This is a genomic window from Mesorhizobium sp. P2_F7 (genome assembly GCF_056403695.1).
Genome location: NZ_JBFUFA010000005.1, coordinates 138,300 through 157,909, shown reverse-complemented (window position 1 = coordinate 157,909; position 19,610 = coordinate 138,300). Strand labels below are relative to the sequence as shown.

The window sequence follows — 19,610 nt, the reverse complement described above, 5'->3', positions numbered from 1 at the left end:
ACTGACAGGATGACCGAATCAAAATCCATGATCCTCGGCTGTGCCGGGAAATCGCTCACTCGCGACGAAATCCGCTTCTATCGCAATGAATGCCCGTGGGGCTTCATCCTGTTTGCGCGCAACATCGGCGAGACCGAGCAGATCCGCGATCTGGTCGCCGAAATGCGCGACTGCATCGGGCGTCCCGATGCCCTGGTGTTCATCGACCAGGAAGGTGGACGGGTGCAACGCCTGCGGCCGCCGTTGGCGCCGAACTATCCGGCCGGCGGCGCGCTCGGCGCATTGTGGCGCAAGGACCATGACGCCGGCACCCGCGCCGCCTGGCTGATGGCGCGGCTGCATGCTTTCGACCTTTTGCGCTACGGCATCTCGGCCGATTGCCTGCCGGTGCTGGACGTGCCGATCGAGGGCGCCAGCGACGTCATCGGCGCGCGCGCCTATGGCAAGGAGCCACGCCCGGTCATCGAACTTGGCCGCGCGGCGGCGGAAGGGCTGATGTCGGGCGGCGTGCTGCCGGTGATGAAGCACATTCCGGGCCATGGACGCGCCTTTGCCGACACGCATTTCGAACTGCCTGTGGTCGATGCGTCGCTGAGCGACCTGCAGCGGCATGATTTCGCCCCGTTCCGGGAGCTTAGCCATCTGCCGATGGCGATGACGGCGCATGTCGTCTACAGCGCCATCGATCCGAACAACCCGGCGACCACGTCGGGCAAGGTCATCGACGAGATCATCCGCCGCGAGATCGGCTTCGACGGGCTCTTGATGAGCGACGACACTTCGATGAAGGCACTTTCTGGGGATTTCCCGACAAAGGCGGCCTCGATCCTTGCGGCGGGCTGCGATCTGGTCCTTCACTGCAATGGCGTTTTCGAAGAGATGGCGGGCATCGCATCGCGAACCACAGGACTTGAAGGTACGTCGCTGGAACGCGCCAAGCGGGCGCTGACCTATATAAGGGATCGCGACCGGGCTGACGAAACCGAGATACGTGCCGAGTTTGCCACCTATTTCGACGCGGTGGCCTAGAGCCGGATGATTTCAGGTCTGTTCGACCTGAAATCTGAATCCGGCTCTAAACAAGATAGAGAGAGCATGATGTTGTCCGAAAACCGCTTCACACTTTTCGGCATCATGCTCTAAACAGGAGACAAAGGGGCAAGTGGCGGAAACATTGGACAGCAAGGCTGCGAAGGCCGCACCGATGGACCGTCTGTGGGCCGAGAACGACGATTCACGCGTCACCGGCGATCCGTCGCTGGTCGTCGATGTCGCCGGTTTCGAAGGTCCGCTCGACCTCCTGCTGCACCTTGCTCGCACCCAGAAGGTCGATCTGGCGCGCATTTCCATCCTGGCGCTGGTCGAGCAGTATCTGACCTTTGTCGAGACGGCGAGGGCGCTCAGGCTCGAGCTTGCCGCCGATTATCTGGTGATGGCGGCGTGGCTGGCCTTCCTCAAATCGAAGCTTTTGATCCCCAAGCAGCCCGGCGAGGAAGGCGAAAGCGGCGAGGAACTGGCGGCGGTGCTGCAATTCCGGCTGAAGCGGCTGGAGGCCATGCGCGACGCCTCGGCGCGGCTGGTTAACCGCAATCGGCTCGGCCGCGACGTGTTCGCCCGCGGCATGCCGGAAATGGTTATCGTCGAGAAGCGCAACGCCTATTCGGCTTCGCTCTACGACCTGCTCACTGCCTACGCCCAGCAGCGGCAGAAACAGGCGATCACCAATGTGACGATTGCACGTCGCGGCGTGTGGTCGCTCAAGGATGCGCGCAACATCCTGGCCCGGCTGGTCGGCTCTATGCGCGACTGGACGACGCTCGACAGCTTCCTGATCAACTATATGAATAGCCCGGAAGAGCGGCGCACCGCCATCGCCAGTTCGTTCGCCGCGACACTGGAAATGGTGCGTGAGCGCGAGATCGATGTGCGGCAGGACCAGGCGTTTGCGCCGATCTACCTGCGCGACCACCGGGAACCGGCAATCAAAGCAGTCGAGGTGGCATCATGAGCGAACGCGCCAATGCTTCGGTCATTCCGTTCAAGGTCGAAGAAGAGACCGAGGAGGGTGACGTCGTCCAGGATACAACCGAGGGCCAGAATTCGTCGCTGAATCCGGGCGAGCGTCTGCATATGGCGGAAGCCGTGCGCATGGCCGAGGCGATCGTGTTCGCCAGCGCCGAGCCGGTCAGCGAAAAACAGCTCGCAGCCAGACTGCCCGACGGCATCAACATCGCCGCTGCCATGGCCGAGCTGCAGCAGATCTATGCGCGGCGCGGCGTCAATCTGGTCCGGGTCGGCGATGCCTGGGCGTTCCGCACCGCCGGCGATCTCGCCTTCCTGATGAGCCGCGACACCGTCCAGCAGCGCAAGCTTTCACGCGCGGCGCTCGAAGTGCTGGCGATCATCGCCTACCACCAGCCGGTGACGCGCGCCGAGATCGAGGACATCAGAGGCGTCGAGACGTCGAAGGGCACGCTCGACACGCTGCTCGAGACGGAATGGGTGCGCATGCGCGGCCGCCGCCGCACGCCCGGCCGTCCGGTCACTTATGGCACGACGGACAGCTTCCTCGACCATTTTGCGTTGGAGGAGATCCGCGATCTTCCCGGCATGGACGAGTTGAAAGGGGCGGGGCTGCTATCCGGCCGCATGCCGTCGAACTTCGCCATCCCGCTGCCGCCGGCCGATCCGGATGCGCTGACCGAGGACGAGGATGCTCTGACCGACATCGACCTCGAGGAACTCGGCCTGTTGACGCCGCGCGTCACGGAAGATTGACCCGGCAGCGCCTGTCAAAAGCCGCTTTCTGGATGTAGATGCGCCGATTGGTAGCGGGCAGCTTTGCCGAAAACGCGTGACATAAGCCGCGCCTTCATAAACTTTGTCGCTGTTGTGTTTGAATCCCAACGCGAAAACGCATAGATCATCGCCAGGGAAAACATTCGAGAGAGAGTTACAATGGGTTCATTTTCGATTTGGCACTGGATGATCGTGCTGGTGATCGTGCTGCTGGTGTTCGGCCGCGGCAAGATTCCTGAGCTGATGGGCGACATGGCCAAGGGCATCAAGAGCTTCAAGAAGGGTATGGCTGACGACGACACCGCCGATGACAAGCGCACCGTCGAGCACCGCCCCGACGAGACCGTTTCGGCCGTGAAGGAAAAGGCCAGCAAGAGCTGAGCCCAAGGTTCTAGTCGGAACAGATTGCCATGTTTGAAGTCGGCTGGACCGAAATGCTGGTGATCGCGATCGTCATGATCGTGGTCGTCGGGCCCAAGGATTTGCCAAATATGCTGCGCACCTTCGGCCGCACGACGGCGAAGCTGCGCGCCATGGCCGCCGACTTCCAGAAGCAGTTCAACGAGGCGCTGAAGGAAGCCGAACTCGACGACGTCAAGAAGTCGGTCGATACGCTCAGAAGCCTCAATCCGGCAGCCGAGATCCGCAAGCAGCTCAATCCGTTCGAGCAGGCGGCAGCCGATGTGCGCTCCGGCGTCGATGCGGTGATGAAACCGAAGCCGGCCGACGATCCCTCAACACCGGCGGCAGAGACGCCGCAGGCAGTGGAGCCGCTCAAGAATGGCGCGACGGTGATGCCCGGTGTGGGTGCTCCGGACGCTGCCCCGCCAGCGCCGATCTTTCCGGCAATGACTGACGAGTCGGTGGTGACGCCGGCCGCTGGAACGACGGCGCCGCAAAGAGCGCCTGCAAAGAAGGTAGCGGCGCCGAAGCAAGCGAACGCCCCAGCGACCAAGACGGCGGCAGCCAAGGCAGCACCGGCAAAGGTTACATCTGCGGCTAAAGCTTCGGCCAAGCCGTCAGCAGCGACCGCCAAGGTGGCGCCGGCAAAAGCCGCCAAATCAGCTGCTGCACCAAAGGCAGCGACAAAGGCTAACCCGAAGCCTGCGCCGGCAAAAAAGCCTGCGCCCAAGAAGACGGCCGGAGCCGCCAAGTGAGCATTACGGACAGCGAAAAGGACGAGATCGAGAAGTCGTCGGCTCCGCTGATGGAGCATCTGATCGAACTGCGGCGGCGGCTGATCTGGTCGATCGGCGGTTTCTTCGTTGCTTTCCTCGTCTGCTTTTTCTTCGCCAAGAAGCTGTTCAACCTTTTGGTCGTTCCGTTCAAATGGGCGACGCAATGGGCCGGGCTCGATCCGCACAAGGTTGAGCTGATCTATACGGCGCCGCAGGAATTCTTCTTCACGCAGGTCAAGCTCGCCATGTTCGGCGGCATGGTCATTGCGTTTCCGCTGATCGCCACGCAGATCTACAAATTCATCGCGCCCGGCCTCTACAAGAACGAACGCAACGCCTTCCTGCCGTTCCTGATCGCTTCGCCGATCCTGTTCCTGATGGGCGCGTCGCTGGTCTATTTCTTCTTCACGCCGATGGTGATGTGGTTCTTCCTGGCCATGCAGCAGGCCGGCACCGACGACCAGGTGCAGATCTCGCTGCTGCCGAAAGTGTCTGAATATCTCAGCCTGATCATGACGCTGATCTTTTCCTTCGGCCTGGTGTTCCAGTTGCCGGTCGTGACCAGCCTGATGACGCGCGTCGGCATGCTGTCGTCGAAGGCGCTGGCCGAAAAGCGCAAATGGGCGATCGTCATCGCTTTCGTCGTCGCGGCCGTGCTGACGCCGCCCGACCCGATGAGCCAGATCGGTTTGGCCATCCCGACCATCCTGCTCTACGAAGTTTCGATCTGGGCAGCCCGACTGATCGAGCGCGACCAGGTCAAGCAGAAGCTGGCGCGCGAAAAGCAGGAAGCGGCCGAAGCCGTGGCGGAAAAGGCAGCGAAGGCGTCCTCGACTCAGGCTTCTTCCTAGACGGCAAGCCTTGGGCGGCTGCGCCTGCGGAAAAACGCGGCAGTCGCTGAACGCTCGTCTTGCATCGATCAAGGATGCGGTTTACGCCCTCTGGCCTAGCTTGAGGACGAACCAACATGCTCGATATCAAATGGATTCGCGACAACCCGAAGGCCCTTGTCGAGGCGCTGGCCAAGCGCTCGTGGTCGGCTGACGAGGCGCAGTCCACGGTCGACGATCTGATCGCCAAAGACGAGGCGCGGCGCGAGCACGTCACCGAATTGCAGACTAAGCAGGAGCGCCGCAATGCCGCCTCGAAGGAGATCGGCAACGCCATGCGCTCCGGCGATGCCGCGCTTGCCGAGAAGCTCAAGGCCGAAGTCGGCGAGATCAAAACCTTCATCCAGAATGGCGAGGCCCGCGAACGCGAACTCGACAAGGCGCTGAACGACGCGCTGGCGGTGCTGCCCAACGTGCCGTTCGACGATGTGCCGGTCGGCAAGGACGAGCACGACAATGTCGTCAGGCATATTGTCGGCAAGGTGCCGACGCGGCCGAACTGGGTGAAAGAGCATTTCGAGATCGGCGAAGCGCTCGGCATGATGGATTTCGAGCGGGCGGCAAGGCTGTCGGGCTCGCGCTTCACCGTGCTGAAGGGCGGGTTGGCGCGGATGGAACGCGCCATCGGCCAGTTCATGCTCGATTTGCACACGACCGAGCACGGCTATGAGGAAATCATCCCGCCGCTGATGGTCAGGGACGATGTCCTGTTCGGCACCAACCAGCTGCCGAAATTCGAGGACGATCTGTTCTTCACGCCGCATGGCGACGGCCGGCTGGGCCTGATCCCGACCGCCGAAGTGCCGCTCACCAATCTGGTGCGAGAGGAGATCACGGCGCAGGAGAAGTTGCCGCTGCGCTACACCGCACTGACGCCGTGCTTCCGCTCGGAAGCCGGCTCGGCCGGCCGCGACACGCGCGGCATGCTGCGCCAGCATCAGTTCTACAAGGTCGAGCTGGTTTCCATCACCGACCAGGAATCATCGCTCGCCGAACACGAGCGGATGACGCAATGCGCCGAAGAAGTGCTGAAGCGACTGGAATTGCCGTTCCGCACCATGGTGCTGTGCACCGGCGACATGGGTTTTGGTGCGCGCAAGACCTACGACATCGAGGTCTGGCTGCCCGGCCAGAACGCCTATCGCGAGATCTCGTCCTGTTCGGTCTGCGGCGATTTCCAGGCCCGGCGCATGGATGCCCGCTACAAGGACAAAGACGGCAAGGGCAATCGCTTCGTCCATACGCTGAACGGTTCGGGCACTGCCGTCGGCCGCGCACTCATAGCTGTCATCGAAAACTACCAGAATGAGGATGGCAGCGTAACCATTCCTGAAGTGCTGCGGCCTTACATGGGTGGTCTGGCGAAGATCGAATCGAAATAATGCGCATTCTTCTGACCAATGATGACGGCATCCACGCCGAGGGCCTGGCGTCGCTCGAACGCATCGCCCGCACGCTTTCGGACGATGTCTGGGTGGTGGCGCCGGAGCAGGACCAGTCCGGCTATGCGCATTCGCTGTCGATCTCGGAGCCGCTGCGCCTGAGGAAGATCGGCGAGAAGCATTATGCCGTGCGCGGCACGCCGACCGACTGCGTCATCATGGGCGTCAAGAAGATCCTGCCCGAGCCGCCGGACCTGATCCTGTCCGGCGTCAATTCCGGGGCCAACATCGCCGACGACGTGACCTATTCCGGCACCGTCGCCGGCGCCATGGAGGGCGCGCTGCTCGGCATCCGCTCGATCGCGCTCAGCCAGGGCTATTCCTATGTCGGCGAGGACCGCGTCGTTCCCTACGAGACCACCGAGACGCTGGCGCCGGCGCTGCTGAAAAAGCTGGTCGCCATGCCGCTGCCGGACGGCGTGCTGCTCAATGTCAATTTTCCCAACTGCTTACCCGACGAGGTTGCCGGCACGGTCGTCACCTCGCAGGGCAAGCTGGTGCACAGCCTGTGGGTCGACGAGCGCCGCGACGGGCGCGGCCTGCCTTATTACTGGCTGCGCTTCGGCCGCGAGCCGGTCGAGGGCAGAGAAGGCACCGACCTGCATGCCTTGCGCAACCGGCTGGTGTCGGTGACGCCACTACAGCTTGACCTCACCGCGCATGAAATCCGCGACCAACTGACCAAGGCGCTGTCTGATTAAGGTTTTGGAATGAGGAAGGTTTTGGCATGAACTTGCCGCTAGACGACCGCGAGGGTTTCGCTGCTTTCCTGCTGCGCTTGCGTGGCCAGGGCGCGGTGCCGAAGGCGCTGATCGCCGCCTTCGAGGCGACGCCGCGGCGCGGCTTCCTCAACGGCCAGTACCACTCGATTGCGTGGTCGGACGGCATGCTGCCGATCGAATGCGGCGAGGCGATCGAGGGCGCCGACCTGCAGGCGGCGGTGATCGCATCGTTGGCGATAGAGTCTGGCAACCGGGTGCTCGAGATCGGCACGGGGTCCGGCTATACAGCAGCAGTGATGTCGCGGCTGGCGGCACGGGTCGTCTCGATCGACCGCTACAAGACGCTGGCCGAGCAGGCCAGGCAGCGCTTCGAGGCGCTCGGCATCGGCAATGTCGTCGTCCGCCAGGCCGACGGTTCAAACGGGCTCGCCAATGAAGGGCCGTTCGACCGCATCGTCGCCTGGGCGGCTTTCGACAGTCTGCCGCGCTTCCTGCTCGACCAGCTGTCGAGCGGCGGCATCGTCATCGCGCCGATCGGGCCGGAAGAGGGCGAGCAGGTGCTGGCCAAGCTGACCAAGGTCGGCAGCCGTTTCGAGCGCGAGGATATCGGAACCGTGCGCCTGCAACCGATCCTGCGCAGTGTCGCGGCTGTGATCTAGCAGCACGCTCGAATATTTTAAGAAAATTTGCGTCGGATTCTAATGGGTTAACCCGCCAGTAACATTAACGCGCTTTAATCATGACCAGTGTGTACCGGGTCTGTGCGGGTTAGTGCGATGCAATTCAGTGTTTTGAAGGCAAACGGGCGTACTCTGTCGCGGGGGTGCGCTGTCCTCATGCTAGCCGGCGTGGCTGCGGGGTGTAGCTCCCAGGCCTCGCGGTTCAACGGTGTCGACGACGTCTTCACCTCCTCGACCAACAATCAGCGCGCCATCATCGACAAGCAGAGCACCGCGCAGCCCTATCCGGGCGATGTGGCGGCAGCACCCGTCGATGGCAGCCACACCCAGTCGGTCAGCCGCTCCAGCCTGGAGCCGGTCACCGTCCAGCAGCTGCCGCCGCCAAGCCAGCCTGCGGCGGCGCCGATGCGCACCGCTTCGGCACCGGCGCTTGCACCGGCACCGCATGTCGACAGGACTATGACGACCGGCACCGTTCAGCCGGCAAGGCCGTTCAAGAATGCTGGTGAGTCCGATCCGAGACCGGCCGCTGCAGGCACGCCGCATGCCACCGAGATCGTCGTCAGGGACGGCGAGACCATTTCCGGCATAGCCCAGCGCTATCACGTGCCGGCCGATGTGATCATGAAGGTCAACGGCTTGAGCGCCACCAAGGGGCTGAAGACCGGCCAGAAGCTGGTCATCCCGGCCTATGCCTATTCGAGCAAAGGCACCGAGCCGAAGGTCGCCGACGGCAAGCCGGCGAACAGCCCCAAGGCGCCGGCGCCGGAGAAGGTCGCCGTGCTGCCGCAGCAGCCAAAAGTCAAAGACGGCAAATCCGCCGCGCAGGTCGACGCTTCGGCCGCCGCGAACAAGCCGAAGACCGACAAGCCGGCGCAGCAGACGGCTGCGGCCACGCCCAAGGCGGGTGCCGGCACCTATACCGTGCAGTCGGGCGACACCATGTCCTCCATCGCACGCAAGACCGGCGTCGGCGTCGTCGCGCTGAAGCAGGCGAATGGCATGAAGGACGGTCTGCTGAAGATTGGCCAGACGCTGAAGGTTCCGGCCGGTGGCACGGCGACCGTCGCCAGCGTCAAGCCGGCAAAGGTCGATCCAGTGACGACGGCCACCACCCAGCCGGCCGCAAAGCCGACGGAGACGCTCGCCACCTACACGCCGCCGAAAAAGGACGCCAAGGTCATCCAGCAGGCCGAGGACGACGACGCTGTTGCGCCGGATGCCACCGGCATCGGCAAGATGCGTTGGCCGGTGCGTGGCCGCGTCATCTCCAGCTTTGGTGGCGGCAAGGACGGTGTCGACATCGCGGTGCCGGAAGGCACGCCGGTCAAGGCGGCCGAGAATGGCGTCGTCATTTATGCCGGCGACGGCCTCAAGGAATTCGGCAACACGGTGCTGGTGCGCCACGAGAACGGGCTGGTCACCGTCTACGGCCACGCCAGTTCGATCGAGGTGCAGCGCGGCCAGAAGGTCAAGCGCGGCCAGGAAATCGCGTTGTCGGGCATGAGCGGCACCACCGACTCGCCGAAACTGCACTTCGAAGTGCGCAAGAACTCGGCCCCGGTCGATCCCTCAGGCTATCTCGAATAGAACAATAAACGATTGCAGGCCGTCTGACCTCCAGTCCGGCCCGCCGGCTCAGCCCGCCCTGTCAGGGGCGGGCTTTTTCAGTCGTTTTGTTTGACCATGATCTTATCCGAAAACCGGCTTCCACTTTTCGGGATCATGGTCGGACATCAGTCGTTGAGCGGCTTGCCGAGCCGTCCCGCCAGATCCTGGGTGAACTGCCACGCGACGCGGCCGGAGCGGCTGCCGCGCGTCGTCGCCCATTCGAGCGCCTCGGCGCGCAGCTGCTCAGGGTCGATCTCCAGCCCGTGATGGCTGGCATAGCCATTGATCATGTCGAGATATTCGTCCTGCGAACATTTGTGGAAGCCGAGCCACAGGCCGAAACGGTCGGACAGCGAGACCTTTTCCTCGACCGCCTCGGACGGGTTGATGGCGGTCGAGCGCTCATTGTCGATCATGTCGCGCGGCAACAGGTGCCGGCGGTTCGAGGTGGCGTAGAAGATGACATTGGCCGGGCGGCCCTCGACGCCGCCTTCAAGGGCTGCCTTCAGCGACTTGTAGGAGGTGTCGTCATGGTCGAACGACAGATCGTCGCAAAACAGGATGATGCGGAAGGGCGCCGCCTTCAACTGGCCCATCAGCCTGGGCAGCGTGTCGATGTCCTCGCGGTGGATCTCGATCAGCTTCAGCGGCAGGTCGGATTTGGCCTTGGCATTGATCTCGGCATGCACCGCTTTGACCAGCGATGACTTGCCCATGCCGCGCGCGCCCCACAACAACACGTTGTTGGCGGCGTGGCCGGCGGCGAAGCGCTCGGTGTTTTCAACCAGAATGTCGCGCACCCGGTCGACGCCGCGGATCAGGCCGATGTCGACCCGATTGACCTTGCGCACCGGCTCGAGATAGCCGGGATCGGCCTGCCAGACGAAGCAGTCGGCCACGGCAAGATCGGTCTGCGGCACCGGCGGCGGGGCGAGGCGGGTGACCGCCTCGATCAGGCGGTCGAGCTTCTCGTTCAGGGCCTCGATGGTGCTGTCGGTCATATCTCGGTCTTTTGTTTTGTTCTGAAAACGTGCGCAGGGGCGGACATCGTCCTGGTCCGGGTGATAGAAACTGGTTCCAAGCTTTTGTTTGAGCATGATCTTTTGCAAAAACCGCGCCCGCTATCCGGGTGCATGCTCTAACACGGGTCAACCGGCTGGAAAAGCGGCCGAAAGCCGGGCCGTCCAGTTGCATTGGAAACTTTACCCACTATATTCCGGCCAAATTTGGCGAGGCCGCCTTATGGCCTTCTTCGTACCCAGGAGTTCTTGATGTTCGTCACACCGGCATACGCCCAAGCCACCGGAACTCCGCTTGGTCCGTTCGGGGATATCGGCATGATCCTCCCGTTCGTGCTGATCTTCGTGATCATGTATTTCCTTATCATCCGGCCGCAGCGCGCGCAGCTGAAGAAGCGCCAGGAGATGCTCTCGGCGGTGCGCCGTGGTGACACGGTCATCACCGGCGGCGGTTTTGTCGGCAAGGTGACCAAGGTGATCGACGACCATGAGCTCGAGATCGACCTCGGCGGCGGCACCAAGGTGACGGCGCTGCGCTCGACCATCGCCGATGTGCGGGTCAAGGGCGAGCCGGTGGCCAACCAGAACGCGAAGAAGTAACAGCCGAGAGATGAACGGCGGCGCAGCCCGCCGGCAAGGAGCCACGCCAAATGCGGTTCTCGCGCCTCGCGAAGGGCCTGATATGGCTGACCGTAGCCGTCGTGGTGGTGCTCGGTTCGGTCGTTGGCGTGCGCTCAATAGAGGCCACCGGCCGGCTCGTTGACCTCCTTGCCTGGTTGCCGAAGCGGCAGACGAGTTTTGAGCAGCAGGGCGGTTCGCAATTCCTGCTCGAGATCGACAAGGACGATGTAATCAAGTCCCGTCTCGAGGCGGTGCTCGATGACGTCCGCTCATCCTTCCGCGAGGCCAAGATTGGCTACCGGGGGCTTTTCGTATCGGGTCGTGAATTCAGGGTCCACATCTCGGATCCAGCTGACATCGATGCCGCCAAAACAGCCCTCAAAATGTTCACAGGTGAGGCTGCCGGACCCAATTCAGTCAAGGAGTTCGTGCTTGACGAGCCGGAGCCGGCACTGCTCAGGCTCGCTCTGACCGATGATGGCGTGAAACTGCGGACGTCGATGTCCATGGCACGCTCGATGGAAAGCCTCAGGCTCCGGGCAAGCGGAAACGCGCCCGACCCGATCGTGCAGCAGCAGGGCGATGACCGTATCCTGCTTCAGGTACCGGGCTTGCAGGATCCGGAAGGGCTGAAGGAAGTTATAGGCCGGACCGGCAGGCTGACATTCCAACTGATCGATACATCCTGGCCGGTTGAGGACGCGCTCAAGAATCGGCCGCCGCGAGGCTCTTCGGTGCTGTTTTCTCAAGACGAGCCGCCGCTTCCCTACCTGGTCGAAGACCGTGTCATTGTTTCCGGCGACAACTTCGTGAGTGTGAACGCTACCGTCTCATATGCGAATGAGCCCGTTGTATCGTTCAGCTTCGATTCAAAGGGGAAGGCACGTTTTGCTGAGGCGACCTCACAGAATGTCGGCAAGCCGTTTGCTATAATCCTCGACAATCAGGTGCTTTCGGCTCCCATCATCCGCGAACCGATCCTGGGCGGCACCGGCCAGATATCGGGCAACTTCACCATGGAAAGCGCCAAGGAACTCGCCTTGATCCTGCGTTCCGGCCCGATGGGCGCAAAGATGAAAATAGTCGAGGTACGAACGATAGCGCCCGGCGGCGTTCAGAATTAGAATGGAAACCGGCGAAGGCGATTGGCGCCCGGTGCGACCCCGGTCGCAGCGCCGAATTGACCTTAGCGCGCTCGACAATCAACGATGTGCAGGGTAAGGGCGAGCCGGTGGCAAATAACAACGCCAAGAAATAACCGAATTGTCGGCGGAACGATCCGCCAGTATGCCCTGACGGACGACGCCATATGCTGTATTTTTCGCGCCTGAAGATGATCCTGATCTGGCTGGCCGTGGCCGCCACGTTCATCCTTGCCGCGCCCAACCTTTTCCCCGCCAGCACATTGGCGCAACTGCCAAGCTGGGTGCCGAAGCGGCAGATGACGCTGGGTCTCGACCTGCAGGGCGGCTCGCATATCCTCTTGCAGATGGACCAGAACGATCTGGTCAAGGCGCAGCTGGAAACGACGCGCGACGAAATCCGCACACTGCTGCGCGACGCGAAGGTGGGCTATACCGGCCTTGGCGGCACAGGCAAAACCGTGCAGGTGCGCATAACGGATCCCAATCAGATCGATGCCGCAAAGACGGCGCTTAAGCCGCTGACCGATCCGGTCGCCGCCGGCCTGTTCACCGGTGGTTCCATCCAGGAAATGTCGCTGGATGATTCCGAAGCCGGCGTGCTCAAGTTCACCGTCACCGATGCCGGCGTCAAATACCGCACCTCGGCCGCATTGGCGCAGTCGATCGAAGTCGTCGAGCGCCGCGTCAACGAACTCGGCACCACCGAGCCGATCGTGCAGCGGCAGGGCGACGACCGTGTGCTGGTCCAGGTGCCGGGCCTGCAGGATCCGCAAAGGCTGAAGGAGATCATCGGCCAGACCGCCAAGATGACCTTCCAGATGGTCGACACCTCGATGTCGGTGCAGGATGCGCTGAATGGCCGCCCGCCGGCAGGCTCCTCGGTGCTTTACTCGCAGGACGATCCGCCGGTTCCCTATCTGGTCGAAAATCGCGTCATCGTTTCCGGCGAGGATCTCGCCAAGGCGACGGCAACCTACAACTCGCAGAACAACGAGCCGGTGGTTGCGTTCACCTTCAATTCGCGCGGCGCGACCCGGTTCGGTCAGGCGACGCAGCAGAATGTCGGCAAGCCGTTCGCCATCATCCTCGACAACCAGGTGATTTCGGCGCCGGTGATCCGCGAGCCGATCCTCGGCGGTAGCGGCCAGATTTCCGGCAATTTCACCGCCGAAAGCGCCAACGACCTCGCAGTGTTGCTGCGCGCCGGCGCGCTGCCGGCAAAGCTGACCGTGATCGAAGAACGCACCGTCGGCCCGGGTCTCGGCCAGGATTCGATCCATGCCGGCAAGGTCGCCGGCATTATCGGCTCCATTCTCGTCGTCGCCTTCATGTTCGTCGCCTACGGCTTCCTCGGCTTCCTCGCCAACATTGCGCTGGCCGTACACGTGGCGATGATCGTCGGTCTGTTGTCGCTGCTGGGCGCGACGCTGACCTTGCCCGGCATCGCCGGTATCGTGCTGACCATCGGCATGGCGGTCGATTCCAACGTTCTGATCTATGAACGCATTCGTGAGGAGCGACGCGCCGGACGCTCGGTGATCCAGGCGATCGATACCGGCTTCACCAAAGCCTTGGCGACCATCGTCGATTCCAACGTGACGTCGCTGATCGCCACGGTGGTGCTGTTTTATCTCGGCACCGGCCCGGTCAAGGGCTTTGCCATCACCTACGCCATCGGCATCCTGACCACGGTGTTCACCGCCTTCACCTTCACCCGCCTGCTGGTGTCGATCTGGCTGCGCCGCGCGCGTCCGAAGGAATTGCCGCGGGCGCCGGTGACCTTCATTCCGCCTGGCACGAAGATCCCGTTCATGGGCATCCGGCGCTGGACGTTCGCGCTGTCCAGCCTGCTGTCGGTCCTGTCGGTGGTGCTGTTCCTGACCGTCGACATCAACTACGGCATCGACTTCAAGGGCGGTTCGATCATCGAGGTGCAGTCCAAGCAAGGCGACGCCGACATCGGCGATATCAGAAGCCGGTTGTCGGAGCTCAACATCGGTGAAGTGCAGGTGCAGCAGTTCGGCGCGCCGAATGACGTGCTGATCCGTGTCGGCACCCAGGAGGGCGGCGAGAACGCCGAGCAGACCGTCATCGACAAGGTGCGCGGCGAACTGCAGGACACTTATGATTTCCGCCGCGTCGAAGTGGTGGGTCCCACCGTCTCGGGCGAATTGGCCAAGCAAGGCACCATCGCCATGCTGATCGCGCTGATCGGCATCCTGGTCTATGTCTGGTTCCGCTTCGAATGGCAATTCGCGGTCGGCGCCATCGTGGCCACGGTGCACGATGTGGTGATGACGCTGGGCTTCTTCGTCATCACCGGGCTCGAGTTCAACCAGTCGTCGCTGGCGGCGATCCTGACCATTATCGGCTATTCGCTGAACGACACGATCGTCGTCTATGACCGCGTCCGTGAGGATCTGCGAAAATACAAGAAGATGCCGCTGCCGCAATTGTTGAACAACGCCATCAACGAGACGCTGTCGAGAACGACGCTGACCTCGGTGACGACGATCCTGGCGCTGCTGGCGCTGGTGCTGTTCGGCGGCGAGGTGATCCGTTCGTTCACCATGGCGATGCTGTTCGGCGTCGTCTTCGGCACCTATTCGTCGATCTTTATCGCGGCACCCTTGCTGATACTGTTCAGGCTGCGGCCGCAGGCCACGACCGCCGACGAGGAAAAGCCGGTGGGTGGCCGCAAGGCCGTGGCGACCTGACGGCCGCTCAGGTGGCAAAAGGCATCGTCATCCGCGAGGCGCATTTTCCCGGCCGCGCGCCGATCGAGGCCTATGGCAATGGCGGCTTCCGCTTCGCCGATATGTCGCATCGCGGCTCGCTGCTGTGCCTGCCCTCCGGCATCCATGGCTGGGAGCCGGCCGATCCGCTGGCGCTGACGGCGGCGGATTTCGGCCTGCTTTTGGCCGAGGCCGGCAAGGTCGAGATCCTGCTGGTCGGCACCGGCAAGGATTTGCGCCCCTTGCCCGCAGCACTTCGCGCGGCATTGAAAGCGGCGGGCATTGGCTCCGACCCGATGTCGACGGGCGCTGCGGTGCGGACCTACAATGTGCTGCTCGCCGAAGACCGCGCCGTGGCCGCGGCGCTGATCGCCGTCGACTGACGTGACCGATGCCGCCAACATCGTCATGGAGGCGGTGCGCGCCGGCGACCATGATCGCTATGTCAGCGCACTCTATGCGCCCGCCGACAAGCGCGCGGCGCTGTTTTCGCTTTACGCCTTCAACGCCGAGATCGCTTCTGTCCGCGACCGCATCCATGAGGCATTGCCGGGCGAGGTGAGGCTGCAATGGTGGCGCGATGTCATCGCCGCCGAGGCCGCAGCGACGGGCAACCCGCTCGCCGACGCGTTGAAGGCGACGATTGCCGCCCATGGGCTGCCGAAAGCTGCCTTCGACAACATGCTCGAAGCCCGCATATTCGACCTCTATGACGATCCGATGCCGTCGCGTACCGATCTTGAAGGCTATTGCGGCGAGACCGCTGCGGCGCTGATCCAGCTGGCGGCGCTGGCGCTCGATCCCATTGAAGCGCCGCGCTTTGCCGAACTGGCGGGCAGGGCGGGCTGCGCGCAGGCAATGACCGGCCTGTTGCTGCTGTTGCCGCTGCATCGTCGGCGCGGCCAATGCTTCGTGCCGGCCGATATCCTGGCGGCGGCGGGCTCGTCGCCGGAGGAGTTTGTCAGCGGCGATGGCGGGCCCGGCGCGGCGCGCGCGGTGGCTGCAATGATCGCGCTGGCGCAGGAGCATCTCAACGCTTTCGAGCAAGGGGCTCCGGCCCTGCCGGAGACGCTGCGCCCGGCATTTTTGCCGCTGGCCTTGACCAGCGCCTATCTCGGCAAGATGGCGAGTGGCCGCCATGCGCCTCTGTCCGGAGCGGTGCGCCTTTCGGCATTGCGCCGGCATTGGCTGTTGCTCAGACGCGCAATGCGGGGCTGGTCAGCCATTTGACGTAAACGTCAATCGTGCTAGAGATTCTGCGGCCCGAAATCGTCGCCAGAAGACGCGACCGGTCCGGAGGAGATTTCTGTCCATGAGCCTGTCTGTGCTGGTCGCACTCGTCGTTGTCGGCATTGCGCTGTCGGTGCTGGCCGTGCACTTCACCGGCGGCAGCAAGATTGCGACACTGGCCGGCGCCGATCAGGCGCTCAGCCGTTTCGCCGATGATTTTCCCGACGAGAAGGTGACGGCGGTACGCCTGACGGCGGATAGCAGGACGGCGTTTCTCGATGTTGGGCAAGGGCGCATTGGCATCGTCCATAGCGTCGGCGACTGCTTCTTGACCCGCATCGTCACGCCGCACGATATCCAGGCTCTCAACGTCGATGAAGCCGGCGCGATCGCGCTGAAGCTCACCGACTTCACCTGGAAGGGTGGACGCTTTGCCTTTGCCGACAAGGCTGACGCCAGGGCTGTCGCAGCGGTGCTTGCGCCGCACGATCCAAGCCTGGCCAGGGAGGCCGCGTGATGGACGACTATAATTTCCCGCAGGTCACGCAGCTTGCCATCCCGTTCTTCGTCGCCGCCATCCTGATCGAGCTCTGGCTGGTGCGGACCGGCCGCGCCAAGGGCTCGTTCGAGACGCGCGACACGCTGACCAGCCTGATGATGGGCACCGGCAATGTCGTTGCCGGCCTGCTGCTCGGCGTCGTCTCCTACTGGGCGCTGCTGTGGCTGTGGCAGTTCCGCTTCTTCAATCTCGGCCTGTCGGTCTGGGTATTCCTCGCCGCCTTCCTGCTCGATGACTTACGCTATTACGTCTACCACCGCATTGCGCACCGGGTGCGCTGGGTGTGGGCCGAGCACGTCAACCATCATTCCAGCCAGCATTACAATCTGTCGACGGCGCTGCGGCAAAGCTGGACCGGGCTGTTCACCTTCATGTTCGTGCTGCAGGCGCCTTTGGTGCTGCTCGGCTTCCACCCGGCGGTCATCGCCTTCACCTTCGGCTTCAACCTGGTCTGGCAGTTCTGGATCCACACCGAGGCAATCGGCAAGATGTGGGGCTGGTTCGAATTCATCTTCAACACACCTTCGCACCACCGCGTCCACCACGCCACCAACCCGCGCTATCTCGACGCCAATTATGCCGGCACGCTGATCATCTGGGACCGCATGTTCGGCACCTTCGTCGAGGAACTGGAAGAAGATCAACCGCGCTATGGCATCGTGAAGAATCTCGGCACCTTCAATCCGCTGAAAGTGGCGTTCCACGAATGGATCGGCATGTTCAGGGATGCCTTCGCGCCGGGTCTGACGATGCGCGATCGGATCAATTACTTGATCAAGCCGCCGGGCTGGAGCCATGACGGCTCGCGCGACACGTCGGAGACGCTGAAGGCCGCCTATGTCAGGCGAAATCCCGGCGAGGCGGGGAAGCCGGGGCTGCCGATGGCAGTGGCTGAGCCGGCAGAGTAGCGTAATGGCCTAGTCGACGATCTTGATCCGCACCCTTGAGCTGTCGGGCAATTCGCTTAGCTGGTGATGAATGTCAGCCACGCCGACGAACTGCTCGCTCACCGGAAGCACGAACATGTTCTCGACTTCGAATTTGCCTTCAGCAAAGACGGGCAAGAAGGTGAATCCGAAGCATTCTCCAACCTTCGGCTTCTTGCCGGCGGCGTGAAGGCGCTCCACACGCGGCGGAAGGAACCACTCGTCCACGAGATCGGAGAAACCCTGATCATCTCTTCAAAACGCGCCCGATTGTGAGCCACACGCTCGACCAAGCCGGTCCCGGTATCGAGCCAGTAAACCTCATTGTTCGGCCGCTCGACAAACATGCCTCCCACCATTGAACAGACAAGTGGGGTCCAAGGCTCGGGCAAAAGCCATGACCACGCTCTCGCTGCCGCCAGCGCGACATCCGGTTCAAATTGGAAAGCGATCTCCCGCCATATGATGCCCATAGGACCTCCGCCTGGAGGGTATTGCCAGTGGGAGACTGTCTGCAATGGTCCAGGCTATTCAGCCGCCTCGGCCCGCGCCGGCAGGCYCAGCCACTCCCGGCAATCGGCCTGCGCGCGCGAGGTGATGGCATGGCGCTTGGCAACGGTCTTGTCCTTGCCGCGCAGGCGTTTGCCTTCGGTCTTCGGTGCTTCCACCGGCGGGAAGAGGCCGAAATTGACGTTCATCGGCTGGAACGAGCGTTTGCCCGGCTCGTCGTCGGAGACGATGTGGCCACCGGTGATGTGGTTGAGCAGCGCGCCGAAGGCGGTGGTGAGCGGTGGCAGCGAAGGTGCGTCGCCGAGCCGCTCGGCGGCGGCGAAGCGGCCGGCGAGCAGGCCGATGGCCGCGCTCTCTACATAGCCCTCGCAGCCGGTGATCTGGCCGGCAAAGCGCAGGCCGGGCCGCGATTTCAGCTGCAGCGAGCCGTCGAGCAGCGTCGGCGAATTTATGTAGGTGTTGCGGTGCAGGCCGCCGAGACGGGCGAAATCGGCGTTTTCCAGGCCCGGAATGGTGCGGAAGACGCGCACCTGCTCGGCATGCTTCAGCTTGGTCTGGAAACCGACCATGTTGTAGAGCGTGCCCAGCGCGTTGTCCTGACGCAACTGCACGACGGCATAGGCTTTTACCGTCGGGTTGTGGGCATTGGTCAGCCCCATCGGCTTCATCGGCCCGTAGCGCAGCGTCTCGACACCGCGCTCGGCCATGATCTCGATCGGCAGGCAGCCGTCGAAATAGGGCGTGCCTTCCCATTGCTTGAATTCGGTCTTCTGGCCGTCGATTAGCGCCTGCACGAAGGCGAGATACTGCTCCTTGTCCATCGGACAATTGATGTAGTCCTTGCCGGTGCCGCCGGGGCCGACCTTGTCGTAGCGCGACTGGAACCAGCAGGTGTCCATATCGATGGTGTCGAAATGGATGATCGGTGCAATGGCGTCGAAGAAGGCCAGCGCATCGGCGCCGGTCGCCTCGGCGATCGACTGGGCAAGCGAAGGTGCTGTCAGCGGGCCGGTGGCGATGATCGCCTGATCCCATTCCGCCGGCGGAAGGCCCGGCACTTCCTCGCGCTCGATGGTGATCAGCGGGTGCGCTTCGAGCTTTTTGGTCACCGCGTCGGAGAAGCCGTCGCGGTCGACGGCAAGCGCGCCGCCGGCCGGCACCTGGTTGGCGTCGCCGGCGCTCATGATCAACGAGCCGGCCAGCCGCATTTCGGCATGCAGCAGGCCGACGGCGTTGTTTTCGGCATCGTCGGACCGGAACGAATTGGAGCAGACGAGCTCCGCCAACCCGTCCGTCTTGTGGGCATCGGTGCCGCGCACCGGGCGCATTTCATGCAAGATGACGGGAACGCCGGCTTGTGCCGCCTGCCAGGCGGCTTCGGAGCCGGCGAGGCCGCCGCCAACGATATGGATGGGATTTTTGCTCATGAGCGCCGGAATAATCGCTTGGCGCGCGGTTTGCAATTGGTTGGCCGCGCGTGGGCCGTTGCCGCCCCGTAACCACTGCGCCGGACCTGCCTGTTTACACAGCAGGAAAATAGGGA

General features: G+C 63.0%; 20 protein-coding genes. 17 read left to right on the top strand and 3 right to left on the bottom strand.

Annotation, left to right across the window (positions count from 1 at the left end):
• Positions 1-9: 9 nt before the first annotated feature.
• The 10 genes from nagZ to AC1DZ8_RS19340 all read left to right on the top strand — a co-directional run bounded on the left by nagZ (position 10) and on the right by AC1DZ8_RS19340 (position 9,301).
• A complete protein-coding gene (gene nagZ / locus AC1DZ8_RS19385; RefSeq protein WP_455858973.1) occupies positions 10-1,029 on the top strand; it encodes a beta-N-acetylhexosaminidase in 1,020 nt (339 codons plus the stop codon).
• Between the two features lie 175 nt (positions 1,030-1,204).
• Entirely contained in the window at positions 1,205-2,008 is an 804-nt protein-coding gene (locus AC1DZ8_RS19380; protein WP_477308146.1) for a segregation and condensation protein A, read from the top strand.
• Complete coding sequence (gene scpB / locus AC1DZ8_RS19375) at positions 2,005-2,778, top strand: SMC-Scp complex subunit ScpB (protein ID WP_477308078.1); 774 nt, start codon at positions 2,005-2,007, stop codon at positions 2,776-2,778. Before AC1DZ8_RS19380 ends, scpB begins: the two co-directional genes overlap by 4 nt.
• 180 nt (positions 2,779-2,958) lie before the next feature.
• On the top strand, positions 2,959-3,180 hold the full coding sequence (locus AC1DZ8_RS19370; protein ID WP_023667688.1) for a twin-arginine translocase TatA/TatE family subunit: 222 nt from the start codon (positions 2,959-2,961) through the stop codon (positions 3,178-3,180).
• Between the two features lie 29 nt (positions 3,181-3,209).
• Complete coding sequence (tatB, locus tag AC1DZ8_RS19365) at positions 3,210-3,956, top strand: Sec-independent protein translocase protein TatB (protein WP_477308081.1); 747 nt, start codon at positions 3,210-3,212, stop codon at positions 3,954-3,956.
• Positions 3,953-4,828: a twin-arginine translocase subunit TatC gene (tatC, locus tag AC1DZ8_RS19360; protein WP_477401452.1), complete on the top strand. Its 876-nt coding sequence runs from the start codon at positions 3,953-3,955 to the stop codon at positions 4,826-4,828. Before tatB ends, tatC begins: the two co-directional genes overlap by 4 nt.
• A 116-nt stretch (positions 4,829-4,944) precedes the next feature.
• Positions 4,945-6,249, top strand: coding sequence for a serine--tRNA ligase (gene serS, locus AC1DZ8_RS19355; protein WP_477308085.1), 1,305 nt, complete (start codon positions 4,945-4,947; stop codon positions 6,247-6,249).
• Positions 6,249-7,010, top strand: coding sequence for a 5'/3'-nucleotidase SurE (surE, locus tag AC1DZ8_RS19350; RefSeq protein ID WP_477308087.1), 762 nt, complete (start codon positions 6,249-6,251; stop codon positions 7,008-7,010). Before serS ends, surE begins: the two co-directional genes overlap by 1 nt.
• A 26-nt stretch (positions 7,011-7,036) precedes the next feature.
• The gene (locus AC1DZ8_RS19345) at positions 7,037-7,690 is read left to right on the top strand and encodes a protein-L-isoaspartate(D-aspartate) O-methyltransferase (protein WP_477308089.1); all 654 of its coding nucleotides are present in this window, start codon (positions 7,037-7,039) and stop codon (positions 7,688-7,690) included.
• 117 nt (positions 7,691-7,807) lie between these two features.
• A complete protein-coding gene (locus AC1DZ8_RS19340) occupies positions 7,808-9,301 on the top strand; it encodes a peptidoglycan DD-metalloendopeptidase family protein (RefSeq protein ID WP_477308091.1) in 1,494 nt (497 codons plus the stop codon).
• Between the two features lie 146 nt (positions 9,302-9,447).
• Here the strand turns inward: AC1DZ8_RS19340 and AC1DZ8_RS19335 are convergent, their stop codons facing one another.
• Complete coding sequence (locus tag AC1DZ8_RS19335) at positions 9,448-10,323, bottom strand: ATP-binding protein (protein WP_477308093.1); 876 nt, start codon at positions 10,321-10,323, stop codon at positions 9,448-9,450.
• A gap of 270 nt (positions 10,324-10,593) precedes the next feature.
• Here AC1DZ8_RS19335 and yajC point away from each other — a divergent pair, with 270 nt between their 5' ends.
• The 7 genes from yajC (at position 10,594) to AC1DZ8_RS19300 (ending at position 17,539) form a co-directional block, all read left to right on the top strand.
• Positions 10,594-10,941 carry a preprotein translocase subunit YajC gene (yajC, locus tag AC1DZ8_RS19330; RefSeq protein ID WP_112564772.1) on the top strand — a complete coding sequence of 116 codons (348 nt, stop codon included), beginning with the start codon at positions 10,594-10,596 and terminating at the stop codon, positions 10,939-10,941.
• A 50-nt stretch (positions 10,942-10,991) separates the two neighbouring features.
• The gene (locus AC1DZ8_RS19325; protein ID WP_477308096.1) at positions 10,992-12,086 is read left to right on the top strand and encodes a SecDF P1 head subdomain-containing protein; all 1,095 of its coding nucleotides are present in this window, start codon (positions 10,992-10,994) and stop codon (positions 12,084-12,086) included.
• A 185-nt stretch (positions 12,087-12,271) separates the two neighbouring features.
• Positions 12,272-14,824, top strand: a complete 2,553-nt coding sequence (secDF, locus tag AC1DZ8_RS19320) for a protein translocase subunit SecDF (RefSeq protein WP_477308098.1) — start codon at positions 12,272-12,274, stop codon at positions 14,822-14,824.
• Between the two features lie 11 nt (positions 14,825-14,835).
• Entirely contained in the window at positions 14,836-15,225 is a 390-nt protein-coding gene (locus tag AC1DZ8_RS19315; RefSeq protein WP_477308100.1) for an Mth938-like domain-containing protein, read from the top strand.
• 25 nt (positions 15,226-15,250) lie between these two features.
• Positions 15,251-16,072, top strand: a complete 822-nt coding sequence (locus tag AC1DZ8_RS19310) for a phytoene/squalene synthase family protein (RefSeq protein WP_477308148.1) — start codon at positions 15,251-15,253, stop codon at positions 16,070-16,072.
• Positions 16,073-16,154: 82 nt separating this feature from the next.
• Positions 16,155-16,589: a hypothetical protein gene (locus AC1DZ8_RS19305; RefSeq protein ID WP_477308102.1), complete on the top strand. Its 435-nt coding sequence runs from the start codon at positions 16,155-16,157 to the stop codon at positions 16,587-16,589.
• Positions 16,589-17,539 carry a sterol desaturase family protein gene (locus AC1DZ8_RS19300; RefSeq protein ID WP_477308104.1) on the top strand — a complete coding sequence of 317 codons (951 nt, stop codon included), beginning with the start codon at positions 16,589-16,591 and terminating at the stop codon, positions 17,537-17,539. Before AC1DZ8_RS19305 ends, AC1DZ8_RS19300 begins: the two co-directional genes overlap by 1 nt.
• 9 nt (positions 17,540-17,548) lie before the next feature.
• Here the strand turns inward: AC1DZ8_RS19300 and AC1DZ8_RS19295 are convergent, their stop codons facing one another.
• The gene (locus AC1DZ8_RS19295) at positions 17,549-17,785 is read right to left on the bottom strand and encodes a hypothetical protein (protein ID WP_477308106.1); all 237 of its coding nucleotides are present in this window, start codon (positions 17,783-17,785) and stop codon (positions 17,549-17,551) included.
• A gap of 299 nt (positions 17,786-18,084) precedes the next feature.
• The gene (gene trmFO / locus AC1DZ8_RS19290) at positions 18,085-19,494 is read right to left on the bottom strand and encodes a methylenetetrahydrofolate--tRNA-(uracil(54)-C(5))-methyltransferase (FADH(2)-oxidizing) TrmFO (RefSeq protein WP_477401448.1); all 1,410 of its coding nucleotides are present in this window, start codon (positions 19,492-19,494) and stop codon (positions 18,085-18,087) included.
• Between the last annotated feature and the right edge of the window lie 116 nt (positions 19,495-19,610).